Origin of the sequence: Pseudomonas sp. GD03903, assembly GCF_029840045.1 — a bacterium.
Lineage (GTDB): Bacteria > Pseudomonadota > Gammaproteobacteria > Pseudomonadales > Pseudomonadaceae > Pseudomonas > Pseudomonas pseudonitroreducens.
Genome location: NZ_JAOCBT010000020.1, coordinates 93796 through 110409, shown reverse-complemented (window position 1 = coordinate 110409; position 16614 = coordinate 93796). Strand labels below are relative to the sequence as shown.

Sequence of the window (16614 nt, the reverse complement as noted above, 5' to 3'; positions counted from 1 at the left end):
GCGGAGACTGCTCATGGACCACCTCGTATTGACCGTCATCGCCCAGGACCAGCCCGGCCTGGTGGAACGCGTGGCCAAATGCATCGCTGCCCATGGCGGCAACTGGCTGGAAAGCCGCATGTCGCGCATGGCCGGGCAGTTCGCCGGGATCCTCCGCGTGGCGGTGCCAGCCGAGGGCTATGACGAACTGGTGGAAGGCCTGCAGGAACTCAGCGAACACGGCATCCGCGTGTTGCTGGCGGAAAGCGGCATCGAGCCGGCCTGCAACTGGAAGCCGATTCACCTCGACCTGGTGGGCAACGACCGCCCAGGCATCGTCCGCGACATCACCCAGTTGCTGGCCGAGCATGGGGTGAACCTGGAGAGCCTGACCACCGAGGTACTGCCCGCGCCCATGAGCAGCGAGCCGCTGTTCCACGCCGAGGCGCTGCTGGCTGTGCCGTTGACCCTGCCGCTGGAAACCCTGCAGCAGAAGCTGGAGGAGCTGGCGGACGACCTGATGGTGGAGCTGAATTTCCACAGCGGGGAATGATTGTTCTGCATTGACCTCAATGCTTGTGGAAAAACTTGTGGGCTCTCTGTTGATGGATTGACAGAGGGCCTATTTTATATGGGCTTCGTGCGAGTTTATTTATCCACCATCGGCAGCGTCGCTGTGCACAGATTGCGGGGATCGTACCGTGGGCATTCTGTTGATAAGTGTCTGTAGCCACCTGTTTCCGAGGCTTTCAGTGGCTTGATCGTTTTTTGTGCAGGGCGTGCGCTGTGAAGGGAGTGCCTTGGGCTTTCCAATGGCTGTGCACAAAAACACTGGAAGAGTCTGTGGAGAAGCCGTTCATGGAACGCTACAGGTCACGCGGGGTAGGGCTTTGATGGGGTTGTCCACTTTCTGAGCGGGTAGCGTTGATCCATCCCCATGAAGCGGGGATCAGCCTGTGGAAAAGCCGCGGGAATATCGCGGTAAGCCAGAAACCACTAGGCCTGCGCGATTCTGATCAAATAGTGATCGTGTTGCTGCGCGCAGCGAGAGAGTGTCGCGCTGGGAGAGGCACGGCGGGGCGGCTTGTGGAAGAAACGGCCGTTATCCCCGCATTCGCGGGATAGAGCTGTGGACAATCTGCGGGTGACTGCCTGCAAGCCACAGCTGGCGTGGTATGCAGGCAGTGGATTATTTAATGATCAATCGCCGCGGGAGAGCCGGTACCAGATGTCGATGCTGTACACGACCAGGCCCGCCCAGATGCAGCACAGGGAAATCAGGCGAGTGGTGTCCAGGTGCTCGCCAAACAGCAGGATTGCCTGCAACAGCACCAGGGTTGGCGCCAGGTACTGCAGGAAGCCCAGTGTCGCGTAGGGCAGATGGCGTGCGGCGGCGTTGAAGCACACCAGCGGCACCAGGGTGATCGGGCCGGCGGCGGCGAGCCAGAAGGCGTCCTTGGTGGTCCAGAAGTCGAGATGCGCGCTGGGGCCATCGGCGAACAGCACCAGATAGCCGATCGCCAGCGGCAGCAGGATCCAGGTTTCCACCACCAGCCCCGGCAGCGCAGCCACCGGTGCCTGTTTGCGGATCAGCCCATAGAAGCCGAAGGTCAGCGCCAGCGCGAGCGACACCCAGGGCAGGCTGCCCAGTTGCCACAACTGCTGCGCCACGCCCAGCGCGGCGAGGCCGACCGCGACCCACTGCAGCGGACGCAGCCGCTCGCGCAGGATCACCAGGCCGAGCAATACGTTGATCAGCGGGTTGATGTAGTAGCCCAGGCTGGCCTCGATCATGTGGCCGTTGTTCACCGCCCAGACATACACCAGCCAGTTGCTGGCGATCAGCAGGCCGCTGGCGGTGAGCACGGCGATGCGCTTGGGGTTCTCGCGCAGCTCGCGCCACCAGCCGGGGTGTTTCCACACCAGTAACAGCAGGGCGCCGAACACCGCCGACCAGATGGCGCGATGGGTGATGATTTCCAGGGCGGGAATGCGTTCGAGCAGCTTGAAGTAGATCGGGAAGAGCCCCCAGATGACATAGGCAGTCAAGCCCAGGGCGTAGCCCCGGCGGGGATTGGCGGTGGCCATGGAACATCCTTGGTTAGGCAGCTAATGAGTGGCTGCACAATTCTAGGGCGCTCGCGATGGCTTGTCTGTGTCGCTGCCGGGTTCGCTGCAGCCTCGCCGATGATTGTGCGTAACGTTGTCGTTACGGCAGCGGCGATTCTGCAGGAGCGAGCTTGCTCGCGAACCGCCAGACAGCGATTTCGTCGGCAAATACGTTCGCGAGCGAGCTCGCTCCTACAAGGAACAACTTCGGTCGCGGGCGCGGTCAGGGCTCAGAACAACCGCAACGGCTCCTCATCCAGCGCCGCCAGCTGCTCGCGCAGCACCAGCACCTGTTCGCCCCAGTAACGCTCGGTGCCGAACCAGGGGAAGCTCGGCGGGAACGCCGGGTCGTCCCAGCGACGCGCCAGCCAGGCGCTGTAGTGCATCAGGCGCAGCGAGCGCAGGCCTTCGATCAGTGGTAGTTCGCGCGGGTCGAAATCGTGGAACTCCTGGTAGCCGTCCACCAGTTCGGAGAGTTGCCCCAGGCGCTCGTGGCGTTCGCCGGCGAGCATCATCCACAGGTCCTGTACGGCAGGGCCCATGCGGCAGTCATCGAGGTCGACGACGTGGAAGGTGTCGTCGCGGCACAGCAGGTTGCCGGGGTGGCAGTCGCCATGCATGCGGATGGGCGTGTACTTCACGCGGGCGTACAGGGCGTCGACCTTCTTCAGCAGGTCGCGGGCCACGGACTCGTAGGCCGGCAGCAGGCTCTTCGGGATGAAATTGCCCTCCAGCAGCGTCGCCAGCGACTGGTGGCCGAAGTTCTGCGGCGTTAGCGCCTCGCGGTGCTCGAAGGGGCGGCTGGCGCCTACCGCGTGCAGGCGGCCGAGCAACTGGCCGAGGCGATAGAGCTGGTCGAGATTGCCCGGCTCAGGCGCGCGGCCGCCGCGGCGGGGGAACAGGGTGAAGCGGAAGCCCGCATGCTCGAAGAGTGTCTTGCCCTCATGCACCAGCGGCGCCACCACCGGGACTTCGCATTCGGCCAGTTCGGCGGAGAAGGAATGCTCTTCGAGGATCGCCTCGTCGGTCCAGCGGCCGGGGCGGTAGAACTTGGCGATCAGCGGCTCGCTGTCTTCGATGCCGACCTGATAGACCCGGTTCTCATAGCTGTTGAGTGCCAGTACGCGGGCGTCGCTGAGAAAGCCGATGCTTTCCACGGCATCCAGTACCAGATCGGGCGTGAGGTCGGAGAAAGGATGAGACATGGCGACGATCCGGCAGTGGTAAAGCAGCCTAGTGTACCCAGTCCACCGCCAATGGGTGGGTAGTCGCCTCAGTGGTCGGCGCAGTGTTTTCTCAGGTACTCGACGAAGTCCGTGGCCAGTGCCCGGCGCTCGCCCTTCACCAGCGTCAGTTTCTGCATCGAGCGGGCCTTGCAGTCGAGCGGCTGCGCCTCCTTGTCGCTGCTGTGCAACGGTGTGAGCAGCAGGTCATACGGCGTGCCCTGGCGGACCTGTTCGGCCAGTTCGCCCTCGTCACCACCGATCAGCAGGACCTTGTTGCGGGTTTCGATCTGGTAGTGGTCCACCAGTGGTTCCAGTGTCGACATCAGTTCGTTGCTGGCGCCGACCCGCAACACGTCGGGGCCGGCCTGGCTGGCCAGTGGCAGGGAGAACAGCAACGGCAGGGCGAGGAGAGCGAGTTGGCGGCGCATGGTGGGAGCTCCGATTGGCCAAGGCCCCGCCCGACCCGGGCGGGACTCAGGCGGCCATTGGAGCGCGGCACGCTGTCGCAGGGCTTGATATGAGGCAGGGAAACTACAACGGCGTGCCGATGATCACCTGGGCCGGGGAGAACTGGGCGCGCACCGGCGAGCCGGGCCGCAGGCCGAGGACTTCGATGCGCTCGGGATCGGTCAGGGCGCAGAGCATCTGCCCACTGGGCAACTGGATGCGCACTTCGCTGGGGCCGTCGTCCGCTTCGCGGATGTCATCGATGTGCCCTTCCAGGGCATTCAGCCCCTCCGGGCAGGGGATATGCGGCAGGTCGACGTAGAGCCAGCCGGCCTTCATCAGCGCCACCACGGGTACACCATCGACCAGCTCCAGCTTTTCGGTGCTCTCGCGGGTGACCCGGGCCTGGATGCGTGAGCCGCCAGGCAGCTCGATGCTCACAAGGTCGTTGAGGCCGGACGGCTCCACCGCACAAACACGCCCGTGCAGCTGGTTGCGCGCGCTGGTGCGCATCATCAGGCGGCCGATCAGCTCGAGATCGGCCTGGTGCTCGACGTGCTCGACGATGTGTTCGCGCAGAGCTTCCAGGCGCTGGTACAGCGCCAGCAGGCGCTCGCCCTCGGTGGTCAGGCGCGCACCACCGCCGCCCTTGCCGCCGACGCTGCGTTCCACCAGGGGGCGATCGGAGAGGTTGTTCAGTTCATCGATGGCGTCCCAGGCGGTCTTGTAGCTCATCCCGGCGGCCTTGGCGGCGTGGGTGATCGAGCCGAGCTGGGCGATCTGCGCCAGCAGGGCGATGCGCTGCGGGCGGCGGGTAACGTGTTGGGTCAACAGGCTGAGGGTGGTCATGGGTTCGCGGGTGCTTATTGGTATGCAGGGAGGCTCCGTTGCTGGCGGGCAAAACGCAAGGGGCAGATGTCGGGAATGTGGCCCAACGGTCGTCTATTCCGGGGCTGGAGTGCGCGCCAGGCAATAGACGTCGACCCGTCGCGCTCCGGCACGGCGTAGCAGGCGGGCGATGCGCTCGGCGGTGGCGCCGGTAGTCAGCACGTCGTCCACCAGGGCCAGGTGCAGGCCTTCGACAGCGGCTCCATCGGCCAGGACAAAGGCGTTGCGCAGATTGCGCTTGCGCGTGGCGGCGTCGAGACCTTGCTGCGCGGGGGTGTCCTGAGTGCGGCGGACCAGCTGGTTATCCACAGGGAGAGCCAGTGGAGCCGCCAGCCAGTCCGCCAGCAGTTGCGCCTGGTTGAAGCCACGTTGCCGTTCGCGTCGGCGCGACAGCGGTACGGGGATCAGCCGGTCCGGGCGCGGCAATCCTTCCTCGTAGGCATGCAGCAGGTGGCGTTCGAGCAACTGGCCGAGCAGCCGCCCGAGTGGCGCATTGGCCTGGTGCTTGAAACGCGTGACCAGTGCGTCGACGGGGAAGCCGTAGCGCAGTGGCGTTTCGACCCGGTGGAAGGCCGGCAGGCGACGCAGGCACTGGCCGCAGGTCTGCCCGGCAACCGGCAGGGGGAGGGCGCAAACCGTGCAGTGCCCGGCGAGCCAGGGCAGGTCGTCGTCACAGCCGGCGCAGAGCGGTAGCGCGGCCTGATCCGTCGCTCCTCCGCAGAGGAGGCATTGCACACGTGGGCGCCACCAGACGGGGCGCCATTGAAGCAACTGCATTCAGCCCCCCAGGGACGGGGCCGTTCAGGGGGGGTGGCTCAATGGATCAGCCAGCTCAATACCACCAGGCCCAGCACCGTCCAGATCAGTCCGCCGAAGATCGAGCGCCGCAAGAAGGCGCGGATGCCACTGTAGAGCAGCAGCAGGCCGATGAAGAGCAGGACGAAGCTGAAGATCGAGACGTCGATTCCCACAGCCCGTGCCAGGCCGTGGAAGAAGTCGTCCATGGCACGCCACAGGCCACCGAGCACGCCCGATAGCAGATCGACAATGAAGCGGATGGCCTTGCCGGCCATCTGACCGAGGCTGTCGAAGAATCCTTCTGTTCCCATCTGGGGATGACTCCTGAATGTTCTGCCTGATTGGAGCGGCAATTGGGCGAATCGGTTCAGCCGCAAGCCCAACGGGATCATCGCTATTGGTCAATAAATAGTCACTTGTCGACCTGTGTCGCGAGAGTGGTTGACAGCGTCACAGCTCCACATATGATGCCTTGAGCCTGATTTCCCCCGGTGGCGCGCCGCCGGGGCACCTTAGACAAGAGGCGCGCCCCAAGCGTCGAAGGACTTTGCAGATGAGTGCCACCGCAGCCCAAGTAACCCGCCACGACTGGACCCTTGCCGAAGTCCGCGCCCTGTTCGAACAGCCCTTCAACGACCTGCTGTTCCAGGCGCAGACCCTGCACCGCGCGCATTTCGATCCGAACCGTGTGCAGGTTTCCACCCTGCTGTCGATCAAGACCGGCGCCTGCCCGGAAGACTGCAAGTATTGCCCGCAGTCCGGCCACTACAACACCGGCCTGGACAAGGAAAAGCTGATGGAAGTGCAGAAGGTGCTGCAGGCCGCTGCCGAGGCCAAGGCCATCGGCTCGACGCGCTTCTGCATGGGCGCCGCCTGGAAGCACCCGTCCGCCAAGGACATGCCCTACGTGCTGGAGATGGTAAAGGGCGTGAAGAAGCTCGGCCTGGAAACCTGCATGACCCTGGGCAAGCTGACCCAGGAGCAGACCCAGTCGCTGGCCGAGGCTGGCCTGGACTACTACAACCACAACCTGGATACCTCGCCGGAGTTCTACGGCAACATCATCACCACCCGCACCTACGGCGAGCGCCTGCAGACCCTGGCGTACGTGCGTGAGGCGGGGATGAAGATCTGCTCCGGCGGCATCCTCGGCATGGGCGAGTCGGTGGACGACCGCGCCGGCCTGCTGATCCAGCTGGCCAACCTGCCCGAGCACCCGGAATCGGTGCCGATCAACATGCTGGTGAAGGTCAAGGGCACCCCGCTGGCCGAGGAGAAGGACGTCGATTCGTTCGACTTCATCCGCACCCTGGCAGTCGCCCGGATCATGATGCCGAAATCCCACGTGCGCCTGTCCGCCGGCCGCGAGCAGATGAACGAGCAGATGCAGGCCCTGGCCTTCATGGCCGGCGCCAACTCGATCTTCTACGGCGAGAAGCTGCTGACCACCACCAACCCGCAGGCCGAGAAGGACATGCAGCTGTTTGCGCGCCTGGGCATCAAGCCCGAGGAACGCGAGGAGCACGCCGACGAGGTACACCAGGCCGCCATCGAGCAGGCGCTGGTGGAACAACGCGACTCCCAGCTGTTCTATAACGCGGCTGTTTAACAGCCGCCGCAGGCTACAGGCGGCAGGCAACAGGCGGGAGCGTCGCAGCCTGCCGTGTGGTTCAGCCTGCAGCCTGTAGCCAGCCGCCTGGAGCCCGCTTCATGCCTTTCGATCTCGCCGCCCGCCTGGCCCAGCGCCAGGCGGAGGACCTCTACCGCCGCCGCCCGCTGCTGGAATCGCCGCAGGGGCCGGAGGTGGTCATCGATGGCCAGCCGATGCTGGCCTTCTGTTCCAACGATTACCTGGGCCTGGCCAATCACCCCGAAGTGATTGCCGCCCTGCGCGCCGGCGCTGAGCGCTGGGGCGTCGGTGGTGGCGCCTCGCATCTGGTCAACGGCCACTGTGGCCCGCACCACGAACTGGAGCTGGCACTCGCCGAGTTCACCGGTCGCCCGCGCGCGCTGCTGTTTTCCACCGGCTACATGGCCAACCTGGGCACTGTGACGGCCCTCGTCGGCAAGGGCGACAGCGTGCTGGAGGACCGCCTCAACCACGCCTCGCTGCTGGATGCCGGGCTGCTCTCCGGTGCGCGCTTCTCGCGTTATCTGCACAACGATGCTGCCAGCCTCGCCTCGCGCCTGGAGAAGGCCGAAGGCAACACGCTGGTGGTCACCGATGGCGTGTTCAGCATGGATGGCGACCTTGCCGACCTGCCCGCTCTGTGCGCCAGGGCTCGGGAGAAGGGCGCCTGGGTGATGGTCGACGACGCCCACGGCTTCGGCCCGCTGGGCGCGACGGGCGGCGGCATTGTCGAGCACTTCGGGCTGGGCATGGAGGACGTGCCCGTGCTGGTCGGTACCCTCGGCAAGGCCTTCGGTACCGCCGGCGCCTTCGTCGCCGGTAGCGAGGAGTTGATCGAAACGCTGATCCAGTTCGCCCGGCCCTACATCTATACCACCAGCCAGCCGCCGGCCGTGGCCTGCGCCACGCTGAAGAGCCTGGCGCTGCTGCGCGCCGAGGGCTGGCGCCGTGACCACCTGAATGCGCTGATCGCGCGTTTCCGCACCGGCGCCGAGGCCATCGGACTGCGCCTGATGGACAGCCCGACGCCGATCCAGCCGATCCTCATCGGCGGCAGTGCCCAGGCGATGGCGTTGTCCGCCGAGCTGCGCCAGCGCGGCATTCTTGTCGGCGCGATCCGCCCACCCACCGTGCCCGCCGGTACCGCTCGCCTGCGCGTGACCCTGTCGGCCTCGCACAGCGAAGTGCAGGTCGACCGCCTGCTGGTGGCGCTGGCGGAGAGCTGGCAACGCGTGTCGTCTAGCCTTCTGGCAGAGATCGATGCCGAGGAGGGCGATGATGCGTGACCAATTGATCCTGCTGCCGGGTTGGGGCCTGGGCAGCGCGCCGCTGGAACCGCTGCGCGATGCGCTGCTGGAGCAGGCTCCGCACTTGAACGTGCAGATCGAGCCATTGCCGGCGGATGCCGATCCGAATGTCTGGCTCGATGAGCTGGACGACAATGTCGCCCACGATGCCTGGATCGCTGGCTGGTCGCTGGGCGGCATGCTCGGCGCCGAGCTGGCGGCGCGGCGCGGGGAATCCTGCCGCGGGCTGGTTACCATCGCCAGCAACCTCTGCTTCCGCCGCCGCGAGGACTGGCCGGACGCCATGGCCAACGACGTCTTCGAAGACTTCTTCGAGGCCTTCCTGCTGGAGCCGCATCTGGTGCGCAAGCGCTTCACCCTGCTGGTCAGCCAGGGCGCCCGCGACGCGCGTACGCTCTCGCGCCAGTTGCAGGTGGCGTTGCCACAACTGAATGCCGAGGCGTTGACCGCTGGCCTGCAACTGTTGGGGCAACTGGATACCCGCGGCGCGCTCGGCCGCTATCCCGGCCCGCAACTGCACCTGTTCGCCGCCAACGACGCGCTGGTCCCGGCGAGCGCTGCCGAGGCGCTGCTGGATTGGCTGCCGGATGTCGAAGTCAGCCTGTTGCCCGGTGCCAGCCATGGCTTGCCGCTGGAACAGCCGGACGAGGTCGCGAGCGCCATCCTCACGTTCATCCACGAGGGCGACGATGCCTGATTGCAGTAGCACCGGCCTGCCCGACAAACGCCAGGTAGCCGCCTCCTTCTCCCGCGCCGCGTCTACCTACGATGCGGTGGCCGAGCTGCAACGAGATGTCGGCAAGCGGCTGCTGGAGTTGTTGCCGGCCAGCGCTGCGCCGCAACGTTGGATCGACCTGGGCTGCGGCACCGGGTACTTCACCCGCGCCCTGGCGGCGCGCTATCCACAGGCCCAGGGGCTGGCTGTCGACATCGCCGAGGGCATGTTGCGCCACGCCCGCGAGCAGGGGGGCGCGGAGTATTTCATCGGCGGCGATGCCGAGCGGCTGCCGTTGCGCGATGGTGCCAGCGATCTGCTGTTTTCCAGCCTGGCGCTGCAGTGGTGTGCAGACTTGCCGGCAGTGCTGGGCGAGGCGCGCCGGGTACTGCGTCCCGGTGGCGTGCTGGCCTTCAGCAGCCTGTGCATCGGCACGCTGGGTGAGTTGCGGCAGAGCTGGGAGGCAGTGGACGGTTTCGTCCACGTGAACCGTTTCCGCGCCTTCGAGCAGTACCAGCGTCATTGCGCCGACAGCGGTCTGGAGGTGCTGGACCTACGCACCGAAGACCGCGTCCTGCACTTCCCCGACCTGCGCAGCCTGACCCATGAACTCAAGGCGCTCGGCGCGCACAACCTCAACCCCGGTCGGCCCGACGGCCTCACCGGGCGCGAGCGGGTGCGCGCGCTGATCGCCGCCTACGAGCGCTTCCGCCGGCCCGAGGGGCTGCCGGCGACCTACCGGGTGGTCTACGCCGTCCTGCGCAAAGCCAATTCCATGTAGGAGCGGACTCCGTCCGCGATGGCATCCGGCGCGAGGCGGACCTATCGCGGACGGAGTCCGCTCCTACGAAAGACACCGAGGAACCCATGTCCCACGCCTACTTCGTCACCGGCACCGACACCGAAATCGGCAAGACCACCATCGCCGCCGGCCTGCTCCATGCAGCGCGGCTGGCCGGGTTGTCCACGGCGGCTGCCAAGCCGGTGGCCTCCGGCTGCGAGCGCAGCCTCGAGGGCCTGCGCAATTCCGACGCGCTGGCGCTGCTGGGCGAGTGCAGCGTGCCGCTGGCCTACGAGCAGGTGAACCCCTTCGCCTTCGAGCCGGCCATTGCCCCACACCTCGCTGCCCGCGAGCAGGGCGTGAAACTGACGGTGGAGGCACTGAAGGGGCCGGTGCGTTCAGTGCTGGAACTGGGCGCCGACTTCACCCTGGTGGAAGGTGCCGGTGGCTGGCGCGTGCCGCTGGCGGGGGAGGAGAACCTCTCCGACCTGGCCATCGCCCTGGAGCTGCCGGTGATCCTCGTCGTCGGCGTGCGCCTGGGCTGCATCAACCATGCGGTGCTCAGCGCCGAGGCGATCCAGCGCGACGGCCTGCTGCTGGCTGGCTGGGTAGCGAACATCGTCGATGCGCAGACCTCTCGTCTGGAAGAAAACCTCGCCACCCTCGCCGAACGGCTGCCCGCGCCCTGCCTCGGACGCGTGCCACGCCTGGCCCGCGCGTCTCCGGCGGCGGTGGCGGCACACCTGGACCTGGGTATCCTGGATTTGTAACCGAACCTTGGCCTGGGGCACGCCGTCTGCTTGAATAGTGGCCACTTGCTGCTTTGTTGTGGAGGCGCTGCGATGGAAATCTCCGGTAATGCTTTCTCTGCGGGCCTGGCCAGCGTCCAGACCGGGCAGCGCCGTGTCGACCAGGCCGGCAGCGATATCGCCAGCGCTGGCGCGCGCACGGCATCCAGCGATGCCCTGAGCGACCACCTGGTGGACCTGCGCCGCGGCCAGCACGAAGTCGAAGCCGGCGCCAAGGTCATCCAGGCAGCCGACGAAACGCTCGGCACCCTGCTCGATATCCGCGCCTGATCGCGCCCCGACTCCTCCCCTGAATTCTCTGTGGTGGCCGGCTGTCCTCGTGACACGCCGGCCGCTCTGCCATGGGCTTTAATTAGCCTCAGGGCGGCATTGTCGATGCACCCCGTGGACGGCCCTGCGAGTGTGACCGGACGGTCGGTTTGCACGCTTGACAAGGGTATGGCGTAAACGTATGTTTCAAACGCCTGTTTGACTGTCGGGATGCGTGCGCGTACCGACTGGGCGGCCGGGAACGCTCCCGCACTGCGACCGCAGCAACCGGTCGCCCATTAACCAGAACCCTTCGTAGAGGTTTACCGCTATGCCTGATTACAAGGCCCCCTTGCGTGATATCCGTTTCGTTCGCGACGAGCTGCTGGGCTACGAAGCGCACTACCAGAACCTGCCGGGCGCCGAAGACGCCACCCCGGACATGGTGAATGCCATCCTCGAAGAGGGTGCGAAGTTCTGCGAACAGGTAATCGCTCCGCTGAACCGCACTGGCGACCTGGAAGGCTGCAAATGGAGCCCGGAAGGCGTCAAGACTCCGACCGGCTTCAAAGAGGCCTACCAGCAGTTCGTCGAAGGCGGCTGGCCGAGCCTGGCCCATGACGTCGAGCACGGCGGTCAGGGTCTGCCCGAATCCCTCGGCCTTGCGATCAGCGAAATGGTCGGCCAGGCCAACTGGTCCTGGGGCATGTACCCGGGCCTGTCCCACGGCGCCATGAACACCCTGCATGCCCACGGTACCCCGGAGCAGCAGCACGCCTACCTGACCAAGCTGGTTTCCGGCGAGTGGACCGGCACCATGTGCCTGACCGAGCCGCACTGCGGCACCGACCTGGGCATGCTGCGCACCAAGGCAGAGCCGCAGGCTGACGGCACCTACAAGATCACCGGCACCAAGATCTTCATCTCCGCTGGCGAACACGACATGGCCGACAACATCGTCCACATCGTGCTGGCCCGCCTGCCCGATGCCCCGCAGGGCACCAAGGGCATCTCGCTGTTCATCGTGCCGAAGTTCCTGCCCAACGCCGAAGGCAACGTGGGCGAGCGCAACGCCGTTTCCTGTGGCTCCATCGAGCACAAGATGGGCATCCACGGCAACGCCACCTGCGTGATGAACTTCGACGCCGCTACCGGCTTCCTGATCGGCCCGCCGAACAAGGGCCTGAACTGCATGTTCACCTTCATGAACACCGCTCGCCTGGGTACCGCGCTGCAAGGCCTGGCCCACGCCGAAATCGGTTTCCAGGGTGGCATCGCCTACGCTCGCGAGCGTCTGCAGATGCGTTCGCTGACTGGCCCGAAAGCGCCGGAAAAAGCTGCTGACCCGATCATCGTGCACCCGGACGTACGCCGCATGCTGCTGACCGCCAAGGCCTTCGCCGAAGGCAACCGCGCCATGCTGTACTTCGCCGCCAAGCAGGTCGACATCGTCCAGCGCAGCCAGGACGAAGAAGAGAAGAAAGCCGCTGACTCGATGCTGGCCTTCCTCACTCCGATCGCCAAGGCGTTCATGACCGAAGTGGGCTTCGAAGCCGCCAACCACGGCGTGCAGATCTATGGCGGTCACGGCTTCATCGCCGAGCACGGCATGGAACAGAACGTCCGCGACAGCCGCATCTCCATGCTGTACGAAGGCACCACCGGCGTTCAGGCGCTGGACCTGCTGGGCCGCAAGATCCTCATGACCCAGGGCGAAGCGCTCAAGGGCTTCACCAAGATCGTGCACAAGTTCTGCCAGGCCAACGAAGCCAACGAAGCCGTGAAAGAGTTCGTTGCACCGCTGGCTGCGCTGAACAAGGAGTGGGGCGACCTGACCATGAAGGTCGGCATGGCCGCCATGAAGGACCGCGAGGAAGTCGGCGCTGCATCGGTCGACTACCTGATGTTCTCCGGCTACGCCTGCCTGGCCTACTTCTGGGCCGACATGGCTCGCCTGGCTGCCGAGAAGCTGGCTGCCGGTACCAGCGAAGAGGCCTTCTACCAGGCCAAGCTGAAGACCGCGCGCTTCTACTTCCAGCGCATCCTGCCGCGCACCCGTGCGCACGTTGCCACCATGCTGTCCGGTGCCAGCAACCTGATGGACCTGGCCGAGGAAGATTTCGCCCTCGGTTACTGATCAGCGGAGGGCGGTTCGCCGTCCGTCTGTTGAACAGGAAGGAGCCCGCCGCAAGGCGGGCTTTTTCGTATCCGATCCCACACAAATGTCCGCAGAAAATGCCATCATTACGCCACTTGCCGCTCGACTGACGGCGAGCCCGGCACCCACCTTGCGGAACCCCCTGTGCGACCCACGGCCCCCTACCGGCTCAGCCATTTCCTCACGCCCCTGTTGCTGATCCCGGCCGGCATCGCCGCCGGCTCCCTGGCCGAACTGTCCGACTTCTTCACCTCGCTGTTCAACGTCCTGCCGACCCTGCTGCTGCTGCTCGGCGGTGCGCTGTGCATGGTCTATGGGCGCCAGCGCCAGTTGTTCATGCTGGCGGTGGTGTACATCGCCTACTTCCTGCTGGATAACCAGGTCGACTATTTCCAGGCCCACCGCGTGGTGCGCCCGGAGGCGGCGCTGGTGTTCCACCTGTGCTGCGTTCTGCTGCCGCTGCTCTACGGGATGTACGGCATCTGGCAGGAGCGCATGCACATGCTGCAGGACCTGCTGGCCCGCAGCGCCGCGCTGATCGCCGTGGCGGGCGTAGCGACCGCCTTGGCCAGGCGCTTCCCGCAGGGCCTGGCGGAGCTGCTCAGCGACACCTACTGGCCGGCCCTGCACGGCCAGTGGATGAACCTGGCGCAGTTGTCCTACTTCGGCTTCCTGATGGCGTTCATCGCCCTGGTTGCCGCCTACGTGCGCCAGCCGCGGCCGCTGCACGCCGCGCAACTGCTCGGGCTGCTCGGCCTGCTGTGGATGCTGCCCAAAGTGTTCATCCTGCCCCATGCGCTCACCGTGATGACCAGCCTGGTGATGCTCACCCTGGCCGGCGCGGTGGCCCACGAGGCGTATCAGATGGCCTTCCGCGACGAACTCACCGGCCTGCCCGGACGCCGCGCGCTGAACGAACGCTTCCAGCGCCTGGGCCAGCAGTACGTGCTGGCGATGATCGACGTGGACCACTTCAAGAAATTCAACGACAGCCACGGTCACGACGTCGGCGACCAGGTGCTGCGCATGGTCGCCAGCCAGTTGCGCCGCACGGGCGGCGGCGGCAAGGCGTATCGCTATGGCGGCGAGGAATTCACCCTGGTGTTCGCCGGCAGGACGGTGGAGCAGTGCCTGCCCTACCTGGAGGCCGTGCGCCAGGCCATCGAGGCTTACGCCATGCACCTGCGTGACCGTGGCAACCGCCCCAAGGACGATCGCCAGGGCCGCAGCAAGCGCGCTGGCAAGGACGCGCAGACGGTCTCGGTGACCATCAGCGTCGGGGTTGCCGAGCGCGATGGCGAGCGGCGCAGCCCGGAGGAAGTCATCAAGGGTGCCGACGAGGCGCTTTACTCGGCCAAGAGCGGCGGGCGCAACCGCGTGGCCGTGCATGGGCAATCCCGTCGCGGCGCGGTGCGCACTGCCTGACCTGGCCGGGTTATGACCCCGCATTCAGCGCGTGCAGCGTGATTGTCCGGGCGGTCGCGCGCCGTTAGGTTCGACGTTTCCGCGCCACGCTGGCGCCCCGAACCGAACGGAGATTCGCGATGCCCGAGTACAAGGCCCCCCTGCGCGACGTGCGCTTCCTCACCGACGAAGTCTTCGACTTCACCGGCCGCTATGAAGCCCTCGGCGCCACTGACGCCACTCCGGACATGTTCGCCGCCATCCTCGAGGAAGGCGCGAAGTTCTGCGAGCAGGTGATCGCCCCGCTGAACCGCTCCGGCGACGAGGAAGGCTGCCACTTCGACAACGGCGTTGTGACCACGCCCAAGGGCTTCAAGGAAGCCTTCGCGCAATACGTCGAGGCCGGCTGGAACGGCGTTTCCAGCGATCCCGAATACGGTGGTCAGGGCCTGCCGCCGTCACTCGGCCTGCTGGTCAGCGAGATGATTGGCGCCTCCAACTGCTCCTGGGGCATGTACCCTGGCCTGACCAAGGGCGCGATGGCCGCCATCCATGCCCACGGCACCCAAGAGCAGAAGAACACCTACCTGCCGCGCATGACCAGCGCGGTCTGGACCGGCACCATGTGCCTGACCGAGCCGCACTGCGGCACCGACCTGGGCATCATCAAGACTCGCGCCGTGCCCAATGCGGACGGCAGCTACGCGATCACCGGCACCAAGATCTTCATCTCCGCCGGTGAGCACGATCTCTCCGAGAACATCATCCACCTCGTGCTGGCCAAGCTGCCTGACGCGCCGGCTGGCACCAAGGGCATCTCGCTGTTCATCGTGCCCAAGTTCAACCTTGACGCGAACGGCGAGGCCGGCGAGCGCAACGCCGTGGCCTGTGGCTCCATCGAGCACAAGATGGGCATCAAGGCCTCGGCCACCTGCGTGATGAACTTCGACGGCGCCAGGGGCTTCCTCATCGGCGAGGCCAACAAGGGCCTGGCCTGCATGTTCACCATGATGAACCACGCGCGCCTGGGCACCGGCATGCAGGGCCTGTGCCTCGGCGAGACCAGCTACCAGGGCGCCGTGCGCTACGCCCAGGACCGCCTGCAGATGCGTTCGCTGACCGGCCCAAAGGCGCCGGAAAAACCTGCCGACCCGATCATCGTCCACCCGGACGTGCGCCGCATGCTGCTGACCATGAAGGCGTTCAACGAAGGCAACCGCGCGCTGGCCTACTTCACTGCGCAGTTGCTGGACATCGAGCACCTGTCCCAGGACGCCGACGAGCGCGAGCGCGCCGCCAACCTGCTGGCCTTCCTCACGCCGATCTGCAAGGCCTTCATGACCGAAACCGGCCTGGAAGTCACCAACCATGGCATGCAGGTGTTCGGCGGCCATGGCTTCATCCGCGAATGGGGCATGGAGCAGTTGGTGCGCGACTGCCGCATCGCGCCGATCTACGAGGGCACCAACGGCATCCAGGCGCTGGACCTGCTCGGCCGCAAGGTCCTGGGTAGCCAGGGCAAGTTGCTGATGGGCTTCACCAAGCTGGTCCATCAGCTCTGCCAGCAGCACGCCGAGCATCCGCAGCTGAAAGCCCAGGTGGCCCAGCTGGCGGCACTGAACAAGCAGTGGGGCGAACTGACCCAGAAGGTCGGCATGGCCGCCATGAAGAACCCGGACGAAGTCGGCGCTGCCTCGGTGGACTACCTGATGTTCTCCGGCTACGTGACGCTCGGCTATTTCTGGCTGCGCATGGCGCTGGTCGCCCAGCAGAAGCTGGAGGAGGGCGCTGGTGAGACGGCTTTCTACGAAACCAAGCTGGCCACCGCCGAGTTCTACTTCAGCCGTCTGCTGCCCCGCGCGCTGTCCCATGTGGCGGCGGCGGAAGCCGGTTCCGAGGTGCTGATGCGCCTGTCCGCCGAGCAGTTCGCCCTGTAATTCCTGGCCGGCCGGCGCATAACGCCCTCGGCGCTATGCGCCCTACGGGCTGGAGGCCTTGTGCCAGACAAGAAGGCCCGCCTCGCGCGGGTCTCCTCGTTTTTCGCTACATAATGTGACCAATCTATAGTTGTGCGGTCACTTCATGACGCTTAAAGTCTGAAAAGTTGTTGGAGT

General features: G+C 65.9%; 16 protein-coding genes. 10 read left to right on the top strand and 6 right to left on the bottom strand.

The features are described 5' to 3' along the window. The first annotated feature begins 13 nt into the window (after positions 1-13). Complete coding sequence (locus tag N5C91_RS25185; RefSeq protein WP_045212798.1) at positions 14-532, top strand: glycine cleavage system protein R; 519 nt, start codon at positions 14-16, stop codon at positions 530-532. Positions 533-1179: 647 nt separating this feature from the next. Here the strand turns inward: N5C91_RS25185 and rarD are convergent. From rarD to N5C91_RS25155, 6 genes are all read right to left on the bottom strand, one after another. Then, the gene (rarD, locus tag N5C91_RS25180) at positions 1180-2067 is read right to left on the bottom strand and encodes an EamA family transporter RarD (protein ID WP_236172671.1); all 888 of its coding nucleotides are present in this window, start codon (positions 2065-2067) and stop codon (positions 1180-1182) included. A gap of 251 nt (positions 2068-2318) precedes the next feature. Then, positions 2319-3293, bottom strand: coding sequence for a serine/threonine protein kinase (locus N5C91_RS25175; protein ID WP_236172670.1), 975 nt, complete (start codon positions 3291-3293; stop codon positions 2319-2321). A gap of 68 nt (positions 3294-3361) precedes the next feature. Then, positions 3362-3742 carry a substrate-binding domain-containing protein gene (locus N5C91_RS25170; protein ID WP_236201331.1) on the bottom strand — a complete coding sequence of 127 codons (381 nt, stop codon included), beginning with the start codon at positions 3740-3742 and terminating at the stop codon, positions 3362-3364. Positions 3743-3845: 103 nt separating this feature from the next. Then, complete coding sequence (locus N5C91_RS25165) at positions 3846-4610, bottom strand: TOBE domain-containing protein (protein ID WP_236201332.1); 765 nt, start codon at positions 4608-4610, stop codon at positions 3846-3848. Positions 4611-4703: 93 nt separating this feature from the next. Continuing rightward, a complete protein-coding gene (locus N5C91_RS25160; RefSeq protein WP_279832792.1) occupies positions 4704-5426 on the bottom strand; it encodes a ComF family protein in 723 nt (240 codons plus the stop codon). 38 nt (positions 5427-5464) lie between these two features. Continuing rightward, the gene (locus tag N5C91_RS25155; RefSeq protein ID WP_236172666.1) at positions 5465-5758 is read right to left on the bottom strand and encodes a hypothetical protein; all 294 of its coding nucleotides are present in this window, start codon (positions 5756-5758) and stop codon (positions 5465-5467) included. A 242-nt stretch (positions 5759-6000) separates the two neighbouring features. On the opposite strand from N5C91_RS25155, the gene bioB reads away from it, so the two are divergent. From bioB to N5C91_RS25110, 9 genes are all read left to right on the top strand, one after another. Beyond that, on the top strand, positions 6001-7056 hold the full coding sequence (bioB, locus tag N5C91_RS25150) for a biotin synthase BioB (RefSeq protein ID WP_279832790.1): 1056 nt from the start codon (positions 6001-6003) through the stop codon (positions 7054-7056). Positions 7057-7157: 101 nt separating this feature from the next. Further along, on the top strand, positions 7158-8363 hold the full coding sequence (bioF, locus tag N5C91_RS25145; RefSeq protein WP_279832788.1) for an 8-amino-7-oxononanoate synthase: 1206 nt from the start codon (positions 7158-7160) through the stop codon (positions 8361-8363). Continuing rightward, on the top strand, positions 8356-9081 hold the full coding sequence (locus N5C91_RS25140; protein WP_279832787.1) for an alpha/beta fold hydrolase: 726 nt from the start codon (positions 8356-8358) through the stop codon (positions 9079-9081). The genes bioF and N5C91_RS25140 overlap by 8 nt, the downstream gene beginning before the upstream one ends. Further along, the gene (bioC, locus tag N5C91_RS25135) at positions 9074-9880 is read left to right on the top strand and encodes a malonyl-ACP O-methyltransferase BioC (protein WP_279832785.1); all 807 of its coding nucleotides are present in this window, start codon (positions 9074-9076) and stop codon (positions 9878-9880) included. Before N5C91_RS25140 ends, bioC begins: the two co-directional genes overlap by 8 nt. A gap of 86 nt (positions 9881-9966) precedes the next feature. Next, positions 9967-10650 (top strand): dethiobiotin synthase, encoded by a 684-nt coding sequence (bioD, locus tag N5C91_RS25130; protein ID WP_279832783.1) that lies wholly within the window; start codon positions 9967-9969, stop codon positions 10648-10650. Between the two features lie 72 nt (positions 10651-10722). Beyond that, a complete protein-coding gene (locus N5C91_RS25125) occupies positions 10723-10959 on the top strand; it encodes a hypothetical protein (protein ID WP_236172660.1) in 237 nt (78 codons plus the stop codon). Between the two features lie 310 nt (positions 10960-11269). Further along, a complete protein-coding gene (locus N5C91_RS25120; protein WP_236172659.1) occupies positions 11270-13075 on the top strand; it encodes a phenylacyl-CoA dehydrogenase in 1806 nt (601 codons plus the stop codon). Positions 13076-13240: 165 nt separating this feature from the next. After that, positions 13241-14521, top strand: coding sequence for a GGDEF domain-containing protein (locus tag N5C91_RS25115; RefSeq protein ID WP_279832780.1), 1281 nt, complete (start codon positions 13241-13243; stop codon positions 14519-14521). Positions 14522-14640: 119 nt separating this feature from the next. Then, a complete protein-coding gene (locus N5C91_RS25110; RefSeq protein WP_279832777.1) occupies positions 14641-16437 on the top strand; it encodes an acyl-CoA dehydrogenase C-terminal domain-containing protein in 1797 nt (598 codons plus the stop codon). Positions 16438-16614 lie beyond the last annotated feature (177 nt).